Origin of the sequence: Planktotalea sp. (genome assembly GCF_039984035.1) — a bacterium.
Taxonomy (GTDB): Bacteria; Pseudomonadota; Alphaproteobacteria; order Rhodobacterales; family Rhodobacteraceae; genus Planktotalea.
Genome location: NZ_JBDWVM010000458.1, coordinates 1 through 20,728 on the forward strand (window position 1 = coordinate 1; position 20,728 = coordinate 20,728).

General features: G+C 52.8%; 18 protein-coding genes and 1 pseudogene. 6 read left to right on the forward strand and 13 right to left on the reverse strand.

What is annotated here, in order from left to right:
* The 8 genes and pseudogenes from ABJQ89_RS20240 to ABJQ89_RS20275 all read right to left on the reverse strand — a co-directional run.
* On the reverse strand, positions 1 to 825 hold an 825-nt coding region (locus ABJQ89_RS20240), incomplete at its 3' end, for a glycosyl transferase family protein (RefSeq protein WP_348497959.1).
* Positions 822 to 3,401 (reverse strand): molybdopterin-dependent oxidoreductase, encoded by a 2,580-nt coding sequence (locus ABJQ89_RS20245; RefSeq protein WP_348497960.1) that lies wholly within the window; start codon positions 3,399 to 3,401, stop codon positions 822 to 824. The genes ABJQ89_RS20245 and ABJQ89_RS20240, both read right to left, overlap by 4 nt.
* 65 nt (positions 3,402 to 3,466) lie before the next feature.
* Positions 3,467 to 4,714, reverse strand: a pseudogene (locus ABJQ89_RS20250) (FAD-dependent oxidoreductase); the annotation flags it as partial.
* The gene (locus ABJQ89_RS20255; RefSeq protein WP_348497961.1) at positions 4,714 to 6,396 is read right to left on the reverse strand and encodes an ABC transporter ATP-binding protein; all 1,683 of its coding nucleotides are present in this window, start codon (positions 6,394 to 6,396) and stop codon (positions 4,714 to 4,716) included. The gene ABJQ89_RS20255 and the pseudogene ABJQ89_RS20250, both read right to left, overlap by 1 nt.
* A 5-nt stretch (positions 6,397 to 6,401) precedes the next feature.
* Positions 6,402 to 7,475 (reverse strand): ABC transporter permease, encoded by a 1,074-nt coding sequence (locus tag ABJQ89_RS20260; protein ID WP_348497962.1) that lies wholly within the window; start codon positions 7,473 to 7,475, stop codon positions 6,402 to 6,404.
* A gap of 80 nt (positions 7,476 to 7,555) precedes the next feature.
* On the reverse strand, positions 7,556 to 8,923 hold the full coding sequence (locus tag ABJQ89_RS20265; protein WP_348497963.1) for a CmpA/NrtA family ABC transporter substrate-binding protein: 1,368 nt from the start codon (positions 8,921 to 8,923) through the stop codon (positions 7,556 to 7,558).
* A gap of 237 nt (positions 8,924 to 9,160) precedes the next feature.
* Positions 9,161 to 10,336: a CmpA/NrtA family ABC transporter substrate-binding protein gene (locus ABJQ89_RS20270; protein WP_348497964.1), complete on the reverse strand. Its 1,176-nt coding sequence runs from the start codon at positions 10,334 to 10,336 to the stop codon at positions 9,161 to 9,163.
* Positions 10,333 to 10,917 carry an ANTAR domain-containing protein gene (locus tag ABJQ89_RS20275; RefSeq protein ID WP_348497965.1) on the reverse strand — a complete coding sequence of 195 codons (585 nt, stop codon included), beginning with the start codon at positions 10,915 to 10,917 and terminating at the stop codon, positions 10,333 to 10,335. Before ABJQ89_RS20275 ends, ABJQ89_RS20270 begins: the two co-directional genes overlap by 4 nt.
* Positions 10,918 to 11,222: 305 nt before the next feature.
* Between ABJQ89_RS20275 and ABJQ89_RS20280 the strand changes: the two genes are divergently transcribed.
* Positions 11,223 to 12,338 (forward strand): LLM class flavin-dependent oxidoreductase, encoded by a 1,116-nt coding sequence (locus ABJQ89_RS20280; protein WP_348497966.1) that lies wholly within the window; start codon positions 11,223 to 11,225, stop codon positions 12,336 to 12,338.
* Positions 12,339 to 12,476: 138 nt separating this feature from the next.
* The gene (locus ABJQ89_RS20285; RefSeq protein ID WP_348497967.1) at positions 12,477 to 12,857 is read left to right on the forward strand and encodes a VOC family protein; all 381 of its coding nucleotides are present in this window, start codon (positions 12,477 to 12,479) and stop codon (positions 12,855 to 12,857) included.
* A 5-nt stretch (positions 12,858 to 12,862) separates the two neighbouring features.
* Here ABJQ89_RS20285 and ABJQ89_RS20290 read toward each other — a convergent pair whose 3' ends face one another.
* The 3 genes from ABJQ89_RS20290 to ABJQ89_RS20300 form a co-directional block, all read right to left on the reverse strand.
* Positions 12,863 to 13,102 (reverse strand): hypothetical protein, encoded by a 240-nt coding sequence (locus tag ABJQ89_RS20290; protein ID WP_348497968.1) that lies wholly within the window; start codon positions 13,100 to 13,102, stop codon positions 12,863 to 12,865.
* Between the two features lie 241 nt (positions 13,103 to 13,343).
* Positions 13,344 to 14,159: a 3-keto-5-aminohexanoate cleavage protein gene (locus ABJQ89_RS20295; RefSeq protein WP_348497969.1), complete on the reverse strand. Its 816-nt coding sequence runs from the start codon at positions 14,157 to 14,159 to the stop codon at positions 13,344 to 13,346.
* A 3-nt stretch (positions 14,160 to 14,162) separates the two neighbouring features.
* Positions 14,163 to 14,666: a flavin reductase family protein gene (locus tag ABJQ89_RS20300; RefSeq protein ID WP_348497970.1), complete on the reverse strand. Its 504-nt coding sequence runs from the start codon at positions 14,664 to 14,666 to the stop codon at positions 14,163 to 14,165.
* A gap of 147 nt (positions 14,667 to 14,813) precedes the next feature.
* On the opposite strand from ABJQ89_RS20300, the gene ABJQ89_RS20305 reads away from it, so the two are divergent.
* Positions 14,814 to 15,716, forward strand: coding sequence for a LysR family transcriptional regulator (locus ABJQ89_RS20305; protein WP_348497971.1), 903 nt, complete (start codon positions 14,814 to 14,816; stop codon positions 15,714 to 15,716).
* Positions 15,717 to 15,721: 5 nt separating this feature from the next.
* Here the strand turns inward: ABJQ89_RS20305 and ABJQ89_RS20310 are convergent, their stop codons facing one another.
* Together ABJQ89_RS20310 and ABJQ89_RS20315 are read right to left on the reverse strand one after the other, a co-directional pair.
* Positions 15,722 to 17,038, reverse strand: coding sequence for a TRAP transporter large permease (locus ABJQ89_RS20310; protein ID WP_348497972.1), 1,317 nt, complete (start codon positions 17,036 to 17,038; stop codon positions 15,722 to 15,724).
* 41 nt (positions 17,039 to 17,079) lie between these two features.
* Positions 17,080 to 17,589: a TRAP transporter small permease gene (locus ABJQ89_RS20315; protein WP_348497973.1), complete on the reverse strand. Its 510-nt coding sequence runs from the start codon at positions 17,587 to 17,589 to the stop codon at positions 17,080 to 17,082.
* 176 nt (positions 17,590 to 17,765) lie between these two features.
* Here ABJQ89_RS20315 and ABJQ89_RS20320 point away from each other — a divergent pair, with 176 nt between their 5' ends.
* The 3 genes from ABJQ89_RS20320 to ABJQ89_RS20330 all read left to right on the forward strand — a co-directional run bounded on the left by ABJQ89_RS20320 (position 17,766) and on the right by ABJQ89_RS20330 (position 20,724).
* On the forward strand, positions 17,766 to 18,839 hold the full coding sequence (locus tag ABJQ89_RS20320) for a C4-dicarboxylate TRAP transporter substrate-binding protein (protein WP_348497974.1): 1,074 nt from the start codon (positions 17,766 to 17,768) through the stop codon (positions 18,837 to 18,839).
* 161 nt (positions 18,840 to 19,000) lie between these two features.
* Positions 19,001 to 19,942 (forward strand): hypothetical protein, encoded by a 942-nt coding sequence (locus ABJQ89_RS20325; RefSeq protein WP_348497975.1) that lies wholly within the window; start codon positions 19,001 to 19,003, stop codon positions 19,940 to 19,942.
* On the forward strand, positions 19,939 to 20,724 hold the full coding sequence (locus ABJQ89_RS20330) for an alpha/beta fold hydrolase (protein WP_348497976.1): 786 nt from the start codon (positions 19,939 to 19,941) through the stop codon (positions 20,722 to 20,724). Before ABJQ89_RS20325 ends, ABJQ89_RS20330 begins: the two co-directional genes overlap by 4 nt.
* Positions 20,725 to 20,728: the final 4 nt, after the last annotated feature.

Here is a 20,728-nt window from a genome sequence, read left to right on the forward strand (position 1 = left end):
CACCACAGTCGTTTGCGCAAAGTCATCAGTTTGCTCGCCATTCCAAAGCCCAACAAAATCGACAGGCTTGTCCACATCATGCAAACGTCGCGTGTCTGAGAAATCAGGCGCAAACAGCTCATTCAACTCTTCACCGTCACGCAGGCCAAAGACCGCCGTGCCCTTGCTCGGGTTGCGTTCGAATTCGCCGCCGCCACCTTTGATCACCGTGAGGTTCTGATCGCCGAGCAACGCCGCCGCGCGCGACTGCAGGCCACGATAGGAGGGATGGAACACACCCTGCACAGAGGCCCCTGCCCCCGTCGGATTCCACATGCGCAGCACAGTATTGACGCAGGACCGCAGACCAAACGTGTCGCGCAAACGGAGCAAATCAAACGCCGCAGGATTGAGCGTTTCCAGAGGAAGATAGCTGAACCCATCGCCCTCGAAGTTCATGGACGTCAATGCCTCGCGTAGATCAGCGCCGGTGCTTTGATGGGAATTCCAGCCATGCATTGCGACGCTATAGCCCGCGCGCGTGACCAGTTTCGCCGCCAGCAGGAACAAGGGCGCGCCGCGTGTGCGACCTGCGGCATAGCAGGGCCAATCCAAATCGGACTTTGGCAGCTGCGCCGAGGCGTCACGTAACGCGGCCGTAAAACCTGCGATCTCGGAATCTGTTTCACCACGAAGCCGCAGGACCATAAGCAACGCACCCACCGCCTCAGGCGCGGCATTGCCAGACAACATAAGCGTCATGGCCTCGCGGGCCTCGCTCAGCTCTAAAGGACGTGCGCGACCCTTGCCTTGGGCCACGATACGAACATATGGCGCGAGGGTCATTCCGCTGCCATTGGCAGGCTAAACTGCTCCAGAAGGCTCGCCAATTCGGGTTTACATGATCCACAGTTTGTTCCGGCGCAGGTATCCTCGCCCAAGGCGTCGACACTGCCCGCGCCATTCAAAATCGCATCTCGCAAAGTATTCACTCCCACATTGAAGCACGCACAAACGGTCGCGCCGGGATCAGGTTGATCCGCTGCGCTTCTACCTGCAAGTGCTTTCAATGGGGAGGTCTGCGTTTCAATTAGTGAAATGACTGTGTTGCGCGCCAACGACACCGGTTCGCGAGAAACGAACAACAGGGCTGCGATAGCATCACCATTATAGAATGCGATACGGGTCGTGCCATTGTTGGCATCGGTGATTTCAGAGGCTGTGCATCCTTCGACACCCAAATGATCCTGCGCCCAGACAGTCCAATCCTCAGGCACCTCGCGACCCGCAAACTCTGCCTGCCAGCCCGTTAGCGAACGCGCCACAGCAGAATAATCGCCGCCTTGTTTGATCGGCGCGTTTGACGCAGCAAAACCATACCATGCCGCATCAAGCCGCTCAGCGCTGACTTTGCTCATTTTCAAAGCGGGTTGGCCCGAAAACGGATCGGTCACAGGCGCCGTCAGAGCGTTTACTAAACCACCGCGCGTCAATTGCCGTGTCCAGTGCATAGGCGCGAAAATCTGTCCCTTTGCCGTGCGATCCGTGACGAGCACGCGCAAAACCGCATTGCCAAACTTGTTTTTCAGAGCAACCAAGTCGCCATGTTCCACCTTTAGATCCATCGCATCCTCTGGATGGATTTCCGCATAGGGTTCCGCCAAATGCGCACCAAGACGCGGGGCTTTACCTGTGCGGCTCATCGTGTGCCACTGATCGCGGTTACGCCCTGTGTTCAGGGTAAAGCGATCATGCGCGATTGGTTCTGGCGCGGTGATAGGCAGCATCTTGGCTTTGCCATCCGCGTGGAAGAACTTGCCGTTTGCAAAGAAACGAATGTCGTTGTCTGGCCACTGTCGCGGGATCAGTTTGGCATAATCGGCATCCGCAAAAAGGCTGAGATCGAGATCGCGACCAAAGTCACGGCCAGCGCAGGACAAAGACACATATTCTGCGAAAACAGCCTCTGGCGATTCAAAGTCAAAGCCATCAGCCCAGCCCATGCGCGTTGCTACATCGCAAATGATTTCCCAATCAGGGCGTGCTTGCCCCGGCGCTGGCAGAAAGGCACGTTGACGCGAAATACGACGCTCAGAATTTGTGACAGTCCCGTTCTTTTCACCCCAGCCTGCTGCTGGCAAAAGCACATGGGCAAGATCGCCAGTATCCGTATGTTCCATAATGTCGGAGACAACGACGAAGGGCACATTTGCAATCGCCGCTGCGACACCTTCCGCATCCGGCATGCTGACTGCGGGGTTCGTTGACATCACCCAGAGCGCTTTAATCTTGCCTGAAGCACAGGCCTGATAGAGATCAACAGCCTTTAGCCCCGCTTCAGTGCATATCGTTGGGCTTTGCCAAAACTCCTGCACATGCGCGCGGTGATCTGGGTTTTCGATATCGAGGTGATTGGCCAGCATATTGGCCAGACCGCCTACTTCACGGCCCCCCATCGCGTTGGGTTGACCCGTCACAGAAAATGGTCCGCATCCAGGTTTACCAATCCGTCCAGTAGCCAGATGACAATTCAGGATCGAATTAACCTTGTCGGACCCACATTCGGATTGGTTCACGCCTTGCGAATAGACAGTGACAACCTTCTTCGTTCCTGCCCAAAGCGCATAGAACATATCGAGCTCTTGCTGGGAAAGACCGCTTTGCGTTGGGTCGCTTTCGCGCGCCTTGTCGATTGCGGCCTCAGCGCCGTTCACATGTTGATCAAGGTAGCTTTGATCGAGTTCCCCTGCATCTGCCAAATGCGTAAGCAAGCCATTAAACAGCGCGATGTCCCCATCGGGCACAATGCGCAGATGATGATCTGCAAGCGCGCTCGTCGCGGTTTTGCGCGGATCAACGTTTACGATCTTCATGTTTTGTCGGTCTGCTTTTGCAGCGGCAATGCGTTGATGCAGAACCGGGTGACACCACGCAAGGTTAGAGCCGACGAGAACGATTAGGTCGGCGTCTTCAAGATCGCTATACGTGCCTGGCACAGTATCGGAGCCAAAGGCACGCTTGTGTCCCACAACCGAGGAGGCCATGCAAAGTCTTGAATTGGTGTCGATGTTTGCGGTGCCGATGTAGCCTTTGATCAGCTTATTGGCGACGTAGTAGTCTTCGGTCAGCAGCTGACCTGATACGTAAAACGCGACGCTGTCAGGGCCATGTTCACGCACCGCTGCGCTGAATTTTTCTGCAACCAAATCAAGCGCATCATCCCATGACGCATTTTTACCATCGACTTGCGGCGCCAAAAGGCGCCCTTGCATATCAATGGTCTCGCCAAGCGCAGAGCCTTTCGAGCAGAGCCGCCCGAAGTTTGCAGGGTGCTCGGGGTCACCTTTGATCGTGCCGTCAGCGCCTGCAAGGACACCGCAGCCAACGCCGCAATAAGGGCAAGCCGTGCGCGTAAGGGTCATGCGGCACTCCTTTGTTCTTCTAAGTTAGTTAGTCTGGGAAACATGCCGTTGTGCCTATGTCTGCCCGCATCATGCGGAAAGGCTACAACGGCTAAGGACGGGTCCGAGGGGGTGCCCCCCTGATAGGCTGATCCGAAGATCAAACTCTCCCGCATATCGCGTACATCTGTTTTGTCTCGAATGAGGTTAAAGAACCAACTACTGTCCGAGGTATCACCATACATGACCGCCCCGACGAGGGTGCCGCCCTCTAGCACCAAGCGACGATAAGTGCTGTTCGCGGGGTCACGGAAGACGATGTCTTCTCGCGTCTCGCTGCTTGCGAAATCACCTGCGCTGAACAAATCACACCCCGTGACTTTCAGCTTCGTTGAGAGTTCTTTCTGAATAAACTGCGCGTCTTGGCCGAGCAGTGTTTTAGCGACCACTTTGGCTTGCTCATAAAGCGGTGCAACAAGGCCAAAGATCGCACCGCGATGTTCCACACATTCACCAACGGCTAGGATATCCGCATCAGAGGTGCGCATTTGATCATCAACGAGGATGCCTTTGTCGACCGACAGGCCTGCGTCCTTGGCGAGCTGCACATTCGGGCGAATGCCCACGGCCATCACAAGCAAATCACAAGGCAGTTCGGTACCATCATCCAGCGAGAGCGCCTTAACCGCGCCATTCGCGCCCAAGATTTCCTTGGAGTTCGCAGCGCATTTGACGGTGATGCCTTTGTCGATCAATGCATCGCGCAGTAAAGCGCCAGCCGCTTCATCAAGCTGCCGCTCCATCAGATGGCCCATGATGTGAACAACTGTGACATCTACGCCGCGCGTTGCCATGCCAGCGGCGGCCTCTAGTCCGAGCAGACCACCACCAATCACAACCGCTTTATGTGCTGGTCCAAGGTTCATCATACGGGTCGTATCTTCGAGGTCGCGGTAAGCAATGACGCCTTCCAAATCATGTCCTGGCAGCGGAATGATGAAAGGATTCGATCCGGTGCCAAAGAGTAACTTGTCATAGCTGAGAACATCGCCGTTTTCCGCCGTGACTGTCTTTGTAGCCCGATCAATCGCGACAACCTTTTCGCCAAAACGGCAAGTCACGCCATTCTTGGCGTACCAGTCAGACGTATGAATGATGATATCATCATAGGCCTTGTCCCCCGCCAAAACCGGCGAAAGCATGATGCGGTCATAGTTGCCGCGCGGCTCTGCGTTGAACAGGGTGACATCGAAATCGCCGCCCTGCTCTAGCAAGCTTTCCAGAGCACGGCCCGAGGCCATGCCCGCGCCGATAATGATCAGCTTTTCGCGCATTACTTCGCCGCCACCGCAGGCGTTGCTTTGGGTTTGGGTTTTGCGCCGTGCTCATATTCCTGCAAGAAATCGAGCACTTCAGCGCGATACTTGTAGTAATCTGGGTGCTCCAGCAGCGCTTTGCGCGTGCGTGGGCGGGGGAGTTTGACGTCCGTGATCTTACCGATTGTCGCTTGTGGGCCATTGGTCATCATCACAACGCGATCCGCGAGCAAAATCGCCTCATCCACATCGTGTGTCACGCAAACAGCGGTCACTTTGGTGCGTGACCAGACTTCCATCAGCACCTCTTGCAGCTCCCAGCGGGTCAGACTGTCGAGCATGCCGAAAGGTTCATCTAAAAGCAGCAGTTTAGGCGACAAAGCAAAGGCGCGCGCGATACCGACGCGTTGTTTCATACCGTTGGACATGGACGACGCTTGCTTGTCCATGCTGTCCGCAAGACCAACGCGTTCGAGATAATATTCGATCACATCTTGGCGCTCAGCTTGGGAGGCCTTTGGATATACCTTGTCCACACCAATCGCGACGTTCTCTTTGGCGGAGAGCCATGGGAAGAGGTTCGGCGATTGGAACACAACCGCACGTTCAGGATCTGCGCCTTCAACGTTCCAGCCATCAAGACGGATCGCCCCTTTAGAGATCGGGTTAAGACCGGCCGCCATCGTCAGAACCGTGGATTTACCGCAGCCAGAGTGACCAATCAGGCTAATGAATTCACCCTTGTTCACCTTGAGGTCAAAATCCTCAACAACGGTCAACGGACCTTTTGGTGTTGGATAGACTTTGTGCAATTGCGAGAACGTCAAATAGCGTTCTTCAATGCCGCCGCCTGCTTGGGCCTTGGCAACAGCCGCAGGAACCGAATGGATCGGCGTGACGTCTGGCAGGTTGCGCGTTTCTTCAACCTTTGCCGCGATACCAACGTCCATAAGGTAGTTGGTGACTTTGACACGCAGCGCCTTAAACGTAGCATCATCATTCATCGCTGTACGATCGCGTGGACGTGGGATGTTCACCTCAACAGGATCGGCCAAAGTACCATCAGGATTAAGCGGAATGATCCGATCCGCGAGCAAGATTGCCTCGTCCACATCGTTGGTGATGAGGATACAGGTCTTCTTGTCCGTCTCCCAGATTTCCAGAATTTCATCTGCGAGATTGGCACGTGTCAGTGCATCCAAAGCGCTGAGTGGTTCATCGAGCAGAAGCATTTCTGGGTTCATTGCCAAAGCACGGGCCACCGACACACGCTGGCGCATACCGCCTGATAGCTCTGCCGGACGGCGCGATATCGCGTGTGACAGGCCAACCATCGAAACATAGTGATCGATCTTGGCCTGACGCTCATCCTTAGACAGCTTAGGGAACACCGCATCAACCGCGAGGCCGACGTTCCCGCCCACAGTCAACCAAGGCATCAAAGAATAGCTTTGGAAGATCAAACCGCGTTCTGGACCAGGTCCAGTAATCGGTGCGTCTTTGAAAGTGACGCTGCCTTGATCCGGCATTTCGAGCCCAGCGATCAGGTTCATCAGGGTCGACTTTCCCGTACCGGAAAAGCCTAGGATCGCAACGAATTCACCGTCTTTGATGTCCAGATTGATGTTCTTGAGAACTTCATTCCGGCTGGTGCCTTGCCCAAAACCCTTGGAGACGTTTTCAAACTTGAGAATACTCATGTCGCTCACCGGTTTTCTGTAAATGTGAACATGGACTGCAGCGCATACATCACACGATCAAGCAGGAAGCCGATGACGCCGATGGTGAGAACCGCGACCATGATTTTCGCGAGGGATTGTGAAGACCCATTCTGGAATTCATCCCATACGAATTTACCGAGACCGGGGTTTTGCGCGAGCATTTCCGCCGCGATCAGAACCATCCAGCCCACACCGAGGGACAGACGCAGACCTGTGAAAATCAGTGGCAAAGCGGATGGCAGAACCAATTTGGTGATTTTGGCATAAGTGCTCATTTTCAGAACTTTGGAGACACTGACCAAGTCTTTATCGATAGAAGACACACCCAATGCGGTGTTGATCAAAGTGGGCCAAAGCGAGCACAGCGTCACGGTAATCGCAGAAACGAGGAAGGATTTTGTGAACATTCCGTCATTGCCTGCATACACAGCGGACACCACCATCGTCACGATAGGGAGCCAAGCAAGCGGGCTGACTGGTTTAAAGATTTGAATGATCGGGTTGATCGCGGCATTTGCTGTGGCCGAAAGACCCGCTGTAATGCCAAGTGGGATCGCAATGATTGAACCGATCAAGAAACCAAAAAAGACGGTTTTGATCGAGGTCCAGATTTGCTGATAATATGTCGGCTTGCCCGTGTAGACACGCTCTTTTACTTTGTCTTCTTTGCCATCGGCGATCAGCTTGGCGTTGCGCTCATCTTGGCGCACATAAAAGGCTGCTTCTTTTTCGCGTTCACGTACCGCGTCCGCGTTCAAATTGACCGCTTGTTCCCAAACTTGTCCAGGTCCCGGGATCGCACCAAGGGAGGTTTGTACCGTCGGCGCGAGAGTGGCCCAACCGAACAGGAACAGGGCAATCGCAAGAACAGGAACACCGAGAAGGCGCCAGATTTCAGACATTTGCGCGCGCGGGTTATCCCCTGCTGCGGCTTTCAAGATTGGTGTTAACCACGCAAGGCCCAGCACTTGGAACCATGCGTCGGCTTTGTTGATCCGCGTGAAGCGTCGGGCGCGGCGCTCTTCTGCCTGGAGCGTATCTGGGTCAATTGCGGTCATGTCGAGAAACTTTCGATCTAAAGTTAAGGTGCAAGAGATACCCGCCTCGCAAGGCAAAGCAGGTATCTCGAATTTTGAGGTTAGTTAACGATGTCTGAACCAGAGACAGTCTGCGTGCCTTTCAAGCCGATTGGCAGGCTTTCGAGGTATGCGTTTGGTGTACGGCCATCGTAGGCGATGCCATCGATGATATCTTCCGCAGGTGTTGGTGCTTTGAAGCCATCGCTATCCCAAGGGAAGTCCGCTTCATTCGCCATATCCGCGTCTACAAGCATACGTGCTGCTTCAAGATAGATGTCAGGACGGTAGACAGATTTCGCTGTTTCAAAGAACCATTCGTCGGACTTTGGCTCAGCAATTTGGCCCCAACGACGCATCTGTGTCAGATACCAGATCGCATCAGAGTAGAATGGGTATGTCGCGTTGTAGCGGAAGAACACGTTGAAGTCTGGAACTTCACGAACGTCGCCTTTTTCATACTCAAACGTACCTGTCATGGAGTTCGCGATAACCGCTGCGTCCGCGCCAACGTATTCAGAGCGCGCCAAGATTTCGACGGCTGCTTCACGGTTGGCGTTGTCGTTTTCGTCCAGCCAGATCGCCGCGCGGATAAGCGCTTTGGTCAGAGCAAGTGTTGTGTTCGGGTTTTCTTCGACGAAGTCAGCAGAAAGACCGAATACTTTTTCAGGGTTGTTCTTCCAGAGCTCATAGTCGGTGATCACAGGAACGCCGATACCTTTGAAAACAGCCTGTTGGTTCCATGGTTCACCCACGCAATAACCAAAGATCGTACCCGCTTCCATCGTGGAAGGCATTTGTGGTGGAGGTGTTACGCTCAGGAAAACATCCGCGCCGATTTGGCCGCCAACATCTTCTGGTGAGTAATAGCCAGGCTCAAGACCACCAGCTGCAAGCCAGTAGCGAAGCTCGTAGTTGTGTGTGGATACAGGGAAAACCATACCCATGTTGAATGGGATACCTTGGTCTTTGTAATCTTCAACAACAGGCGCAAGGGATGCGGCGCTGATTGGGTGTTGTGGGCGACCATCGTCCATAAGCGGAACGTGTGGTTTCATTTGCTCCCAGATTTCGTTGGAAACGGTAATGCCGTTGCCGTTCAAATCCATGGAGAATGGTGTGATGATGTGGCCTTTGGTGCCGTAACCGATTGTCGCCGCGAGAGGCTGACCCGCAAGCATGTGCGCGCCATCCAATTGACCGTCGATCACGCCATCAAGAAGAACTTTCCAGTTCGCTTGTGCTTCTAGCGTTACAAACAGACCTTCGTCTTCGAAGTAGCCATTTTCGTAGGCCACAGCCAAAGGCGCCATGTCTGTTAGTTTAATAAAGCCGAACGTCAGCTCGTCTTTTTCTAGGTCTAGATCCTGAGCCAACATTGGGCTCGCACATAGTAAGGAGGAGGCGAGTAGCCATTTAAAAGTGTGCATTTTCTGGTCCCTGTTAGAAATGAAAAAGCCGCACGACTGCCACGTGCGGGAGGGAGGATGCACGTGCAATCGAGCGGCTTTGCTCTTGTAATTCGTTGATTGGCAGCTTTGCCAATCGAGACAGGCATCGTTGCCTTGGAGTTAATTTGACTCGTTCTAAATCGGGTTTCTAGGTAATTACTTCGCAGTTGCAGCAATTTTCGAGGTGATCAAAAAAGTTGCCTATTTTTTGTGCGACTAAACACCTTCAAAGTCGAAAATTGCGCCATTGAAAAAGCGGTCCGGCCCAAGAATCATTTCTCCCATCGTTGAAGCCACCGCGGTTGGCGTGTCCATCGCGCCTTCTACTTTGCCCGACGCCCCCGGAAGATTGATTCCCATTGGCGAAAGTGCTGCACGATAGATATCTGTGCGGAAGCATGACCGCGCGACTGCGCGGGCTTGCTCTTGGTCCAAGTCGTGCCAACGCGCGAGACAATCCGCAATCCAGCTTGCCTGACTGCGCCACGGGAAGTTCGCAGCACTTTGGTGAAAGCTCAGGAACCGTTCGGTCTGTTGCGCACTTTCTCCCAACTTGGTCACAATCCGTTGCGACAACGCAGGGTCAATCGCATTCTCCGGCAAGTCCAGATGTTGACTGCGCGCGAGGATATCGACCGCAAGTGGAATATTTTCAGGCTTATCCAGCCAATTGGCAGCCTTATAAAGCGCGCGGATCATTGCATGGCAAAGTGACGGGTTCGCTTCCGCCCACTCATGGCGCGCACCGAGCACTTTTTCTGGTGAAAACTGCCAGATTTTTGAACCCGGGAGCACGAGGCTGGCACCGCTCTGCTGAACCGCGACGCTCCCCCATGGCTCGCCTACGCAGAACATATCGAGCTTACCTTCTTTGACCGCTGCGGCCATTTGGGGCGGCGGCACTGTCACCACCTCAATCTTATCAGGTGAATAATCAGGCGATTGAGTTAACCAAGTCTCCAGCAGCATGCGGTGCATTGAGAATGGAAACGGCACGCCAATACGAATGGGCGCTGAACTGACTTCAAAGATCGCTTTGGCCGTCGTTTGCGGATCATCAAACGTGTTGCGCCAGCCTGCCCCTTGCATCTTGCGGTCGAGATCAGAGGAAACCCCGATAACCGTCCCGTTTACAGACATTACCATGAGCGCATCGATGCGCGCTGGTATGCCACCCAGCTTTAGAGACATCGCAATCGGCATTGGTGACAACATATGCGCAAATTGTATGTGCCCGACGGCCAAACGATCCCTTAATGCTGACCAAGACGGTTGTCTCATCAAGACCAGATCAAGGCCTTCTTCCGCAGCGAACGTTAATTCCTTAGCGATCACCAGTGGCGCGCAATCCACCAGAGGGAGATACCCACAATGTACTTGCGTCATCTTCATTGTAAAAGCTCTGCTGCAGTCACAAGAGCCGTCGCAACATCAGTCACCTTGCGCCCTTGATCCATCGCAGTCTTACGCATGAGCCCGTAGGCTTCTTCTTCGGAAATCTTGCGTGCGCGCATCAACAAGCCTTTTGCGCGATCAATCGTTTTACGATCCAACAGCGCTTGCTTGGCGGCATCCAACTCGGATTGCATCTTTGCGTTCAGCTTAAAGCGCGCAATTGCCGTTTCCAGAACCGGCTTGATACGATCCTTTTGCAACCCGTTTACGACATAAGCGCTTAGACCAGCAGTTATCGCAGCTTCAGTCATCCCTTCGTCCGATTGATCAACGAACATCGCAACTGGGCGTTTGCGCGCGTTGGACACGAGACTGAGGTGCTCCAGCGTATCGCGGCTTGGGTTAGCCAAATCGATCAGAATAATATCCGGGTCTTGTTGTTTAAGCGTGCGCTCTAGCGCACCCTCGGACGAAATGACTGTTACGTCGTTCCAACCACCATCCTTGAGCGCATCGATAATGTCGCGCGCTTTGGCTTGGTCGAGTTCAACGACGAGTATTTTAAGATCTTCCTGCACAATTTCCGACTAACGCCGCTTGGAGGGCGATCTCCATGCGACAAAGACGCTAAAGATAAAAGTGCAAGGAGCGGCGCGATCGTCGCACAATAACGCGCCAAAATGCTCATAAAGTAGTCGTTAAAAAAACAGCCTTGGCGTTTAGGCCGCGCCACAAATTTAAGCCGATACAGGCGGTATGGCTCAGTTTTGAATTTGGTCAAGCGAAGCTGGCTATTAGATTGCGTCATAAGAGGCATCAGAAAGTATCGTTTTTTATTACATCTCTTCCGAGTGAAAGTGGATGAAACCGATAGGAGATGAATATGAAGCTTTCGTTCTTCACAATGCCAATCCATCCGCTCAATAAGCCGCATGCGCAGAGTTTTAAGGAAGATCGTGAAGCTTTCTTGCTGGCTGACCAGCTGGGGTTTGCAGAAGCGTATTGCGGTGAGCACACCACAGACAAAGCGGAGGTCATTACTTCTTGCGTCGCGTTTCTGGCTAGCCTTGCCTATGAAACGAAACAAATTCGTTTGGGAACTGGCACAATCAACATGCCCAATTCCCACCCTGCCCGCGTTGCTGCCGAAGTTGCGATGCTGGATCACATGCTTGAAGGTCGGTTCAATTTCGGGATTTCGCCCGGTGGTTTAATGACCGACGCCGAAGTGTTCGGCTCCATCGATAAAGACCGCAACGCGATGTTTTTAGAGTGCATCAATATGGTGCTGGATATCTGGGCAGGTGAAGCACCGTACAATCTGAAGGGCGAATTCTGGGAAGTGTCCACAGAGCGCACCAAGATTCTAGAGATCGGCCAAGGCGAGATTATGAAGCCTTACCAGAATGACCCGCACCCCCCTATCGTTGGTACAGCGGTTGCGCCTTTCTCGAAGGGCGTCACAGCAATGGCCGCGCGTGGGTGGCAACCGATTTCTGGCAACTTCCTTTTGCCACAGTGGGCCAAAACACATTGGCCAAACTACGTCGAAGGATGTTTGCAAGGTGGATATACGCCCTCCTATGAGGACTGGCGCGTTGCTAAAAATATCTGTGTCGCCAAGGACTCGGAAACAGCGCGCAGCTATGCGCGTGATCCGGGCAGCCCCTATGTTCTCTACTATTCGCAGCTGCTGACCAAGATGCGCGCGGGTGGTCGTTTGAACCTGTTCAAGCACGATCAGAACATGCCCGATGAAGATGTGACGCTCGAATATGTTCTGGACCGCTTGGTGATCCACGGCGATGCAGAATCCGTCGCCGATCAAATTCTCGCCCTGCGCGAAGATATGGGCCCGTTCCAACACCTTGTTTATGCGGGGCACGATTGGACCGATCTCGAATTAGGTCGCAACTCAATGATCCTGATGGGTGAGAAAGTAATGCCGATTTTGGATGAGGCGACGAAGTCCGAACCAGACTGGCAGCCGGAAGCTTAAAAGCGTTTCTATCAACTGAACATCAAACCAAGGGCATCGGAGCAATCCAGTGCCCTTTTTTGTTAAGAACAGAATGTTATGAAATAGTCCATTTCGAGCAATGCTGCGCTTCGCTTCAATATCTGTTAACATGAGATGATGAAAAACAATCGACAGCCCGTTTCTTTTATTGTGACAGACGATCCTGATGCCGCTCAGGCCTTTTTCGTCGACGTCATGGCGCTTGAGCTTCGTGAAGCGAGTCCTTTTGCATTGGTATTCGTTGATTGCGGCCACGTGCTCCGCGTGCAGATTGTCTCTGAACTTGAACCAGCGGATTACACAGTTCACGGCTGGGAAGTGGTCGATATCGCGCGTACCATCGAGGAATTGATATCCAAAGGCGTACAATTCCAGCGCTTCGATCAACTTCCTCAGGACGCGTTAGGTGTTTGGACGACCCCTGATGGCAACAAGATCGCTTGGTTCACTGACCCAAGTGGAAATAGATTGTCATTGACCCAATACATGACAACCTAACTTGATCAAATGTGGCTGGCGACGTGTCCGACAAGGTTTCCATCGAGGGTATAGCTTTGCCGAGCAGTCCAGCCATTTTCACTCAGTGTATCTCGCACCTGTTCGCTGCTGACGTGTTTGTCATGTGATTTTTTGTTGGCAGTCACAATCATCACCGCCTGTTGGTTCGTTGAGTTCTTTACGAGCCAATTACGAAGTTCCTGCTCCGTTGATATTTTTATTCGCTTCAGTTTTGGAATTTTCATCGTATGCATTCCTGAGAGACCCTTTAATAATCGTAGAGTGAAACAGGCATTGGCGCAAACCCGGCCGAGGTTTGTTAGGTCCGGCGATCCAATCGTAGTTTTGAACAGGTCCCTCTTTCGCGGTGGCAGAGCAAGACCTTGGACAATTAGCGCGCACATTCAGCCAGAGGATTTTCACCGCTTCAACAGAAAAAGGCACCGGATCAATCCGATGCCTTCGCCTTCGAACGCGGGAGAGCGTTTAGGTGGTTTCTAGTGAATTCACACTCAAAGCAGCAATTCCGCTTGCCACTTCGCGCACGCGTGCGGCGTTGTCTGGCGCGATGCTACCATCCGAATGCCAAAGCGAATTTTCAAAGCCAACACGCCCCTTGCCACCCAGTCGCGCGGCCTCAACGAGGCATTCCGTCTCTTCGCGACCAAAGGCGCAGAGGCCCCAATCAAGCGAGATATCAGCCTCATCCATTAACGCTGTGAAGAGCTTGATGTCTTGTGGCCGCGAAATCTTGCTTCCGTCATAGGTTCCCAACACCAGTTGCAGGAGATGATGATCACCGGGAATGCGGCCAGCGTCACAGCTTTCTAGGAACCAACGCAACTCTTCTGGCGAATAGACGATATGCTGCACATCCGTGCCTGCATCCTCCGCCCAATCATAGAATTCGCTCGCAGCCGCCCAATCCTCTTCCGTGCGCACCATTTCGCGGAGAGCGACAGAAACATGGTCAGGTTCAAGTGCTTTAACCATGGTTTGCTGCGCGGAGGCGACATAACGTTCTGCGGCCTCAGACGTGACTTGCAGGTACAAGGATGGAACAGCCTCGGACAACTGCTGTAGCAACGCGCGATAACGGCCGACGTCCAGAAGGTGCTGACCTTGGCCACTGCGTATATGGATGTGAATGCCGTCAGCGCCCGCCGCTTCGCAGCTCAAGGCGGTCGCGACCAATTCATCATCCGTCAAAGGAATGGCGGGATGGTCGCTTTTTAAACGGCGCGCGCCATTTGGCGCTACCATCAAGCGAGGTAGAGGTGATTTACCAGATTTTTTCGACATGATTTAGACCAGCTCACCGAGGTGCGCGAATTTCCCACGATGGAATAACAATGGATCAGCCTCGCGTTGGCCCATGGACATAACCCGCCCGATAAAGATTTCATGATCCCCAGACACGATGCGGTCCTCAACAGTGCACTCAAAGGTCGCGAGCGCCGCGTCTAAAACAGGCACGCCATCAATGCCAGGTCGCCAATCGATGCCCGCAAATTTATCTTCCGAGGGCCGCGCAAAGTGCAAAGAAAGCTCTTTGGATTGTGCGCACATGATATTGATCGCAAAACTTGGGTGCGCGGCATAGGCGCTCCGAGATGGCGTTTCTAAACCAATGCTCCAAAGAACAAGAGGCGGATCAAGCGAAACCGAAGAGAATGAATTGATCGTCATTCCAACTGGTTTGCCTTCATCACCCACAGAGGTCACGACAGCAACGCCCGTTGCAAAACAACCCAAAACGTCACGCAGCGCGCGCGGGTCGATTTTTGTCTCGTTGTCTTTGACGGTCATATTCATGTCCTTATCCTCATGGTCATCAATATTAGGGTTGACCCATAATATGTAGCGCAGAGGGTTCAGAACAACCGATAAGACTCTATACTATCCAACATAAAACCTGATAGCATATTACAAGCGTCAGCATTTGGATAAGACCCCATGAAGATTCAACAGCTCAAATTTTTCGTCGCCGTTTATGAAGAAGGTTCGTTTTCTGCAGGGGCCATTCGGGTCAATGCAACCCAGTCCGGCCTATCGATGCATGTGCGGCAATTGGAAAACAGGTATGGCGTCACCTTGCTCAATCGCAGCTCCACTGGCGCAGAGCCAACGGAAGCCGGACGCACGTTTTATAAACGCGCGCTTGAAACGCTGAACGCCGCAGCGCGCGCCGAAGATGCGCTTAAAGAACTCTCTGGATCAGTATCAGGTCAGATCGATGTAGGCTTGATGCCGACCTTTACCGGTTCAATCCTCAGCTCCACGCTTTTGCGATTTGCCCAAGAATACAAACATGTGCGGGTTTCGATCCATGAAGCCTATTCAGCAGTGCTGTCCAACCAAGTCGCTGAAGGCTTGTTGGACTTTGCCGTTGTCCCATCCGTGTCGCAAGACCTTGGCCTTGATACGTTTCGTTTGGCGAAAGATCGCGAATGCCTTGTTTGCTCAAGCAAAAACAGCATCCTAAAAGGAAACACAGGCTCCTTAAGAGACCTTGAACCCTTGCACATCGTACTGCCAACAGAAGCCAACGCGCGGCGCCCGCGTATTGATCAATATCTGTCGATGAACGAGATCAAAGTCGCAGAGACGATGGAACTTGATGCAATGCTCGGAACGCTCGACATTGTTGCCAATTCCGATTGGGTGTCTATCTTACCTGGCATCCTTGGGCGCGCGGATCGCGATGGTGTGAAGCGGCGCTTTATTCCGCTTTCAGAGCCTCCACTTGCCGTTGAGTACATGCGCATTTCGCACAAGGCCCGCCCGCTCAACCGAGCGGCGCAGGCCTTTCTTGATACGCTACAACAAGAACTTAACAATGCTCTTGAGGATGATTAAGTCCGTTATAGCAAGCTTTGCGGCAACCAGTTCGCAAGGAACGGGAAGACAACGACAAGCACCGCGACCATCAGGATCATGATCCAGTAAGGAATTGCACCTTTAAAGATCATGCCAAGCGTCACGGACTTGTCCGGCACGGCAGCTTTCACCGTGAAGATCAGCAAGCCGAAGGGCGGCGTCAGCAACCCTGCTTCAATCACCAGAATACCGAAAATCGCGAAGGCCAATTCATCGATACCAATGGTCGTCGCGATTGGCGCGAAGATTGGTACGGTCAACAGGATGATCGACGTGGAGTCGATGAACATTCCGAGGATCAACCATATTGTGAAGAGCATCATCATAATGATGATCGGGTTCTCACTAATCGCAAAGATCGTTCCATTGATCACAGAAACGGCCCCACCCATCGCGAGAAAGCGCGAGTACATAGAAGCCGTGATCAACAAGATCATGATTGGAGCTGTTGTCTTACCCGCCCGATAAACTGCATCGAGCAGATCCGCACCGCGCATGCCTTTGATCAAACCGACGAGCAACGCGCCGATAGCACCAAAGCCGGCAGCTTCGGTGGGCGTTAGAAAACCACCCCAAATGCCGCCGATCACGACTACAATTAAACCAATGATCGCGAGACTACTGATCAGCTCGGAACGTCGCTGCGCCGCTGGTACATGCGCAAAGGCATCAGGTGCACAAGGGGGCGCAACGTTGGGGTTCATTTTGGCCGCGATAACACAGTAGCCAATGAAGAAACTGGACAGCAGCAACCCCGGCAGCAGGCCCGCAACAAAGAGCGAGCCAATAGAAATTTCAGTCAAAACCGCCCAAATGATCATTAAGATAGATGGCGGGATCAACATACCAAGACATGCACTGCCCGCAACAACGCCCAGCGCATAGCTCTTCTTATAGCCGAGCGCGACCATCTCTGGATAAGCCAGTCGCGAGAATGTCGCGGCCGACGCGATAGAAACGCCTGTAATCGCGGCGAAGATGGAGTTACCCGAAACAGTCGCAACGGCCAAACAACCCGGCACTTTCAGAAACGCGCGGTTGCAAATCGTATAGATGTCTTTGGCCGCCCCTGACCGACTTATGAATTCTCCCATCAGGACAAAGAGCGGGATCACAATAAAAATATCTTTGCGAAGCGCTTCATAGGCCGTGCCCGATAAGACGGATAGCGCGATATCGGCACTGCCAAGCATAAGGTAGACGCCAAAGGCACTAGCGACGCCGAGGGCGACAGCCACGTGAACGCCAAGAAAGACCAGCAGCATGAGAACAGCGAGAAAGCTGAAGATGAGAGTCGTCATTTAGGGCTCCGTTCGATCAGGAGTGAAAGGCTTGAAAAGGTTCATGTGTTGCTTAGGGACTCGTCTGGCCCCAAGGAGCCGGTCCAATCGGCGATCAACATGGAAAGATACGCAAACGCGGCGAAGATAGCCGTGGCAACCATGAGGAAACGAATTGGCCATGTATAAATGCGCAGCGATCCTTCGCCCTCGTATTCGTTGAGGCGTAGCGCCTCCATCGCTTCGGGAAAGGATGCATAGCCAATCGCGGCAAACAATCCAAAACCAAGCACATAGGCCAAGCTACGCAAGATGCGTTTTGCGAAGGTAGGGAGCGCATCCGTCAACAATGTCGTGCGCAGCATGGACCCTGAATATATGGCGAGAGGAATTTGCAAGAAGGTCACCATGATGACCGAGTTTTGCAAAATTTCTTTGGTGCCAGGGAGTGGTGACAGGAACAGAACCCGCCCGAAAACATCCACCAGGATGACAATCGCTAAAATGAAAACCCAGACGGATGACACGATGTGAATCAGACGTGCGATCTTAACGCTATACTCGAATCTCATACAAAACCCCTACAGTTCGCGAATTTCTTGATACCTTAGGGGCAAGTGACAGGCTGCGCAATAAAACATTTATCAATCGATAATTTTTCTCTACGGTAACGATATTGGGAGGACAAACAGTGACTCGTTTTGCCTTCTGTCACGACAAACAAGGCTTCTTGCCTTTGGGAGGAATAATGAAATTTTCGTTTAAACACATAGCGGTGCCAGCAATCGCAGCTTTATTGTCGACGTCCATTCCAGCCAGCGCAGACACATTCACTTTGCGCATTGGATCAGGACACCCAAAAGGGCCAGCTCCTTATGTAACAACAATGTCAGACTTTTTTGCTGTCGAAGTTTCGCGCCGAGTAGCGGAAGAAACCGAGCATAAAGTTGAGTTCATCGAAGCCTATGGCGGCGCAATTGCTGGTGTTGCTGACACGCTCGAATCTGTTCAACAGGGTATTCTTGATATCGGTGGTTTCTGCATCTGCTTTGAACCGTCCAAGATGTTCTTGCACAACTTCCCTTATTATTTAGCCTTTGGTCCACAGAAGTCGTCTGACGCTATTGCGGCCGCGCGGTCCGTCTATGAGACAAACCCATGGCTCAAAGAAGTGATGAACGAAGAGTTTGGACAAACCTTCCTTGGTCTTGGGGTTTGGGACAACTACCATCTCGGCACCAAAGACGAATGGGAAACTGTTGAAGATCTCAAAGGTGTGAAAGTTGGCGGCGCGGGTCCGAACCTGCCGTGGCTCGAGTATGTCGAAGCGATCCCTGTTCAATCCACGTTACCAGAGGGCTACCTAGCCTTGAAAACCGGCGTCTATAGCGGCTGGTTGATGGTGCCATCTGCTTACAACGGCTTTAAATTCTACGAGCCAGCGCCGTACTATACGCTTATCGGTTTTGGTGCGATGCCCGTCATCATGCTGACAATGAACGACAAAAAACTGAATTCCCTTCCTGAAGATGTGCGCAATATCATCTTAGAAGTCGGCGCAGCGTGGGAAGAAGGTAACGGCGAAAAGATGGATGCGGTTCAAGCATTCGGTCTGGGCAAGCTTGAAGAAAACGGCGCGATTATCAAAACGCTGCCCGAAAGCGTGCGCGCAGATTGGGCGAATAGCCTTGCAGATTTCCCAAAGCTGCAAACAGCAGAAGCTGAGGGCCGCGGCCTTCCAGGTAAGGCAGTCATGCAGGCCTATATCGACGCGTCCAAAGACGTTGGTCACGTTTGGCCCGTTGATTACGCTCTAGAATAAGAAGCGTGCACGGCAGTCCAGCACCGGTTGGACTGCCGTTGATTTCAGTAAAGCTGATAGCCCATCGCAGCTTTTGTTGTTTTTATTGTTAAGTGAACTGCCTCTACGCTGAGCGGGCAGTGTTCGCGCGTTTGAGCCTGCACCACGATTGGGAGGGCTCTATGGAACTTGGCTTTATTCGCATGCCGGATTGCGCATCGGCTCGTGCAGATCTTTCAGCAAGTCTCGGACATCTCTCGCTTGCAGATGATCTCGGCATTCGCATCGCCTATCTTCCAGGGCTTTCGCCAAAACAGCTGCTTGCACTCGGCGGTGCAAAAACCAGAAACATTAAGATCGCACTTGATGCCACCTCTTTTGGCCGTTTGTCGCCGCGTGACATGGAACATGCTGTGCGACAGGCAAACGAGGCCCTACAGAAACGACTATATTTGGGTATTAACATCTGCTGTGACAGCTCTTGCGCGCAGCAAAGGGCACAAGCACAAGAATTCGAAACGATTTTTTCTCAGAATGCTGTACTGAGCGACAACGCAGGTCGCACAACTTATCCTATGAAAACGCCCTGCCCTAAGGTTCTAGGCCTGCCAGTGCAAGGCACACCGCAAGAAACTGCTTTTGCGGCGGCGCGGGGATATCTGCCAATGACCCCAAGCTATCTGAATACCGCCGAAGTTGCCCGTCATTGGCCTGCGATGGTGGCAGGTGCGACTTCCGCGCTGCGACGCGCCAACCCGCGGCATTGGCAACTTGCCCGAAGCATCATCATTCACGATGATCCTGCGACTATAAGAACCTACGTATTTAGTCCGAACAGTCCAATTCGAAAATACTACGAGACGCTTCAGCAACGTGGCCTTTTGAAGGGCTGTGTTGACTCTCACTTAGCGGATTTGGTCATTGCGGGATCATCCCAACAGGTCGCAGAGCGCATTCTGGCGCTAAAGGAAACGGTTGGGGACATTGGAACGCTCTACTTCATTGAGCATCCCGAGCACGACGCAACAATCGCACGCAACACTATGGTTCGATTAGTCCAAGACGTCATGCCACATGTGAACACAAACGATATTCATACTTTCAAAGAACTGGAGACCACATGAGCACCTATGAGCCCTTTACAAAGATCCGCGGTCAAGCTGACGGCCAAACTATTCTGCTGCTGAATTCGCTCGGCACGTCCACAGAAATGTGGGCGCCGCAACTCCCCTTGCTGGAGCGCTTCTATCGTGTGATCCAAATCGACACGCGCGGTCATGGCCAAAGCCCAACACCGCCAGCGCCCTATAGTTTTGATGATTTAGTGGCGGACGCTTTGGGCGTGCTTGATCGCAATGGCATCGAACGCGCGACCGTTATGGGTTGTTCTTTGGGCAGCATGACGGCACTGGGCATGGGGCTGAAGGCGCCAGGACGTATTGAGCGCATCGTTTGCACCGCTGCGCGCGCTGATGCGCCGCCCATGTTCAAACAAAGCTGGGATGATCGTTTAGCGATTATGGACGAAAAAGGCATCGAAGGACTTTGGGGTGGATCGCTTGGCAATTGGCTCACGCCTGCGTTCAAAGACGCAAACCCGGACACGGTCGCCAAAATGAACGTCGAGTTTATGAAAACCACGCCTGAAGGATATCGCGGCTGTGCGATGGCGCTCAAAGATCTGGACTATTTCAAAGACCTTGGAGATTTGGATGTCCCGGTTCTGTTTATTGCCGGATCCGAGGATAAAGGCGCGGCACCTGACACGATGCAAGCCATGTCGGATGCAGCTAAGCATGGTACTTTCACGCTCATTCCAGATGCGGGTCATATTATTAACGTGAACAACCCTGATGCTTTCTCAAACGCCCTTCTTGATTTTCTGGGAATGGCCGAAGCAAGCTAGGCTC

Excerpts from the sequence above, each read along its gene's own strand:
- ABJQ89_RS20260 (WP_348497962.1), bottom strand. The coding sequence starts at position 7,475 with ATGACCGCAATTGACCCAGATACGCTCCAGGCAGAAGAGCGCCGCGCC.
- ABJQ89_RS20315 (WP_348497973.1), bottom strand. The coding sequence starts at position 17,589 with ATGAGATTCGAGTATAGCGTTAAGATCGCACGTCTGATTCACATCGTG.
- ABJQ89_RS20245 (WP_348497960.1), bottom strand. The coding sequence starts at position 3,401 with ATGACCCTTACGCGCACGGCTTGCCCTTATTGCGGCGTTGGCTGCGGT.
- ABJQ89_RS20305 (WP_348497971.1), top strand. The coding sequence starts at position 14,814 with ATGAAGATTCAACAGCTCAAATTTTTCGTCGCCGTTTATGAAGAAGGT.
- ABJQ89_RS20255 (WP_348497961.1), bottom strand. The coding sequence starts at position 6,396 with ATGAGTATTCTCAAGTTTGAAAACGTCTCCAAGGGTTTTGGGCAAGGC.
- ABJQ89_RS20290 (WP_348497968.1), bottom strand. The coding sequence starts at position 13,102 with ATGAAAATTCCAAAACTGAAGCGAATAAAAATATCAACGGAGCAGGAA.
- ABJQ89_RS20325 (WP_348497975.1), top strand. The coding sequence starts at position 19,001 with ATGGAACTTGGCTTTATTCGCATGCCGGATTGCGCATCGGCTCGTGCA.
- ABJQ89_RS20295 (WP_348497969.1), bottom strand. The coding sequence starts at position 14,159 with ATGTCGAAAAAATCTGGTAAATCACCTCTACCTCGCTTGATGGTAGCG.
- ABJQ89_RS20265 (WP_348497963.1), bottom strand. The coding sequence starts at position 8,923 with ATGCACACTTTTAAATGGCTACTCGCCTCCTCCTTACTATGTGCGAGC.
- ABJQ89_RS20270 (WP_348497964.1), bottom strand. The coding sequence starts at position 10,336 with ATGAAGATGACGCAAGTACATTGTGGGTATCTCCCTCTGGTGGATTGC.
- ABJQ89_RS20320 (WP_348497974.1), top strand. The coding sequence starts at position 17,766 with ATGAAATTTTCGTTTAAACACATAGCGGTGCCAGCAATCGCAGCTTTA.
- ABJQ89_RS20285 (WP_348497967.1), top strand. The coding sequence starts at position 12,477 with ATGAAAAACAATCGACAGCCCGTTTCTTTTATTGTGACAGACGATCCT.
- ABJQ89_RS20280 (WP_348497966.1), top strand. The coding sequence starts at position 11,223 with ATGAAGCTTTCGTTCTTCACAATGCCAATCCATCCGCTCAATAAGCCG.
- ABJQ89_RS20330 (WP_348497976.1), top strand. The coding sequence starts at position 19,939 with ATGAGCACCTATGAGCCCTTTACAAAGATCCGCGGTCAAGCTGACGGC.
- ABJQ89_RS20300 (WP_348497970.1), bottom strand. The coding sequence starts at position 14,666 with ATGACCGTCAAAGACAACGAGACAAAAATCGACCCGCGCGCGCTGCGT.
- ABJQ89_RS20310 (WP_348497972.1), bottom strand. The coding sequence starts at position 17,038 with ATGACGACTCTCATCTTCAGCTTTCTCGCTGTTCTCATGCTGCTGGTC.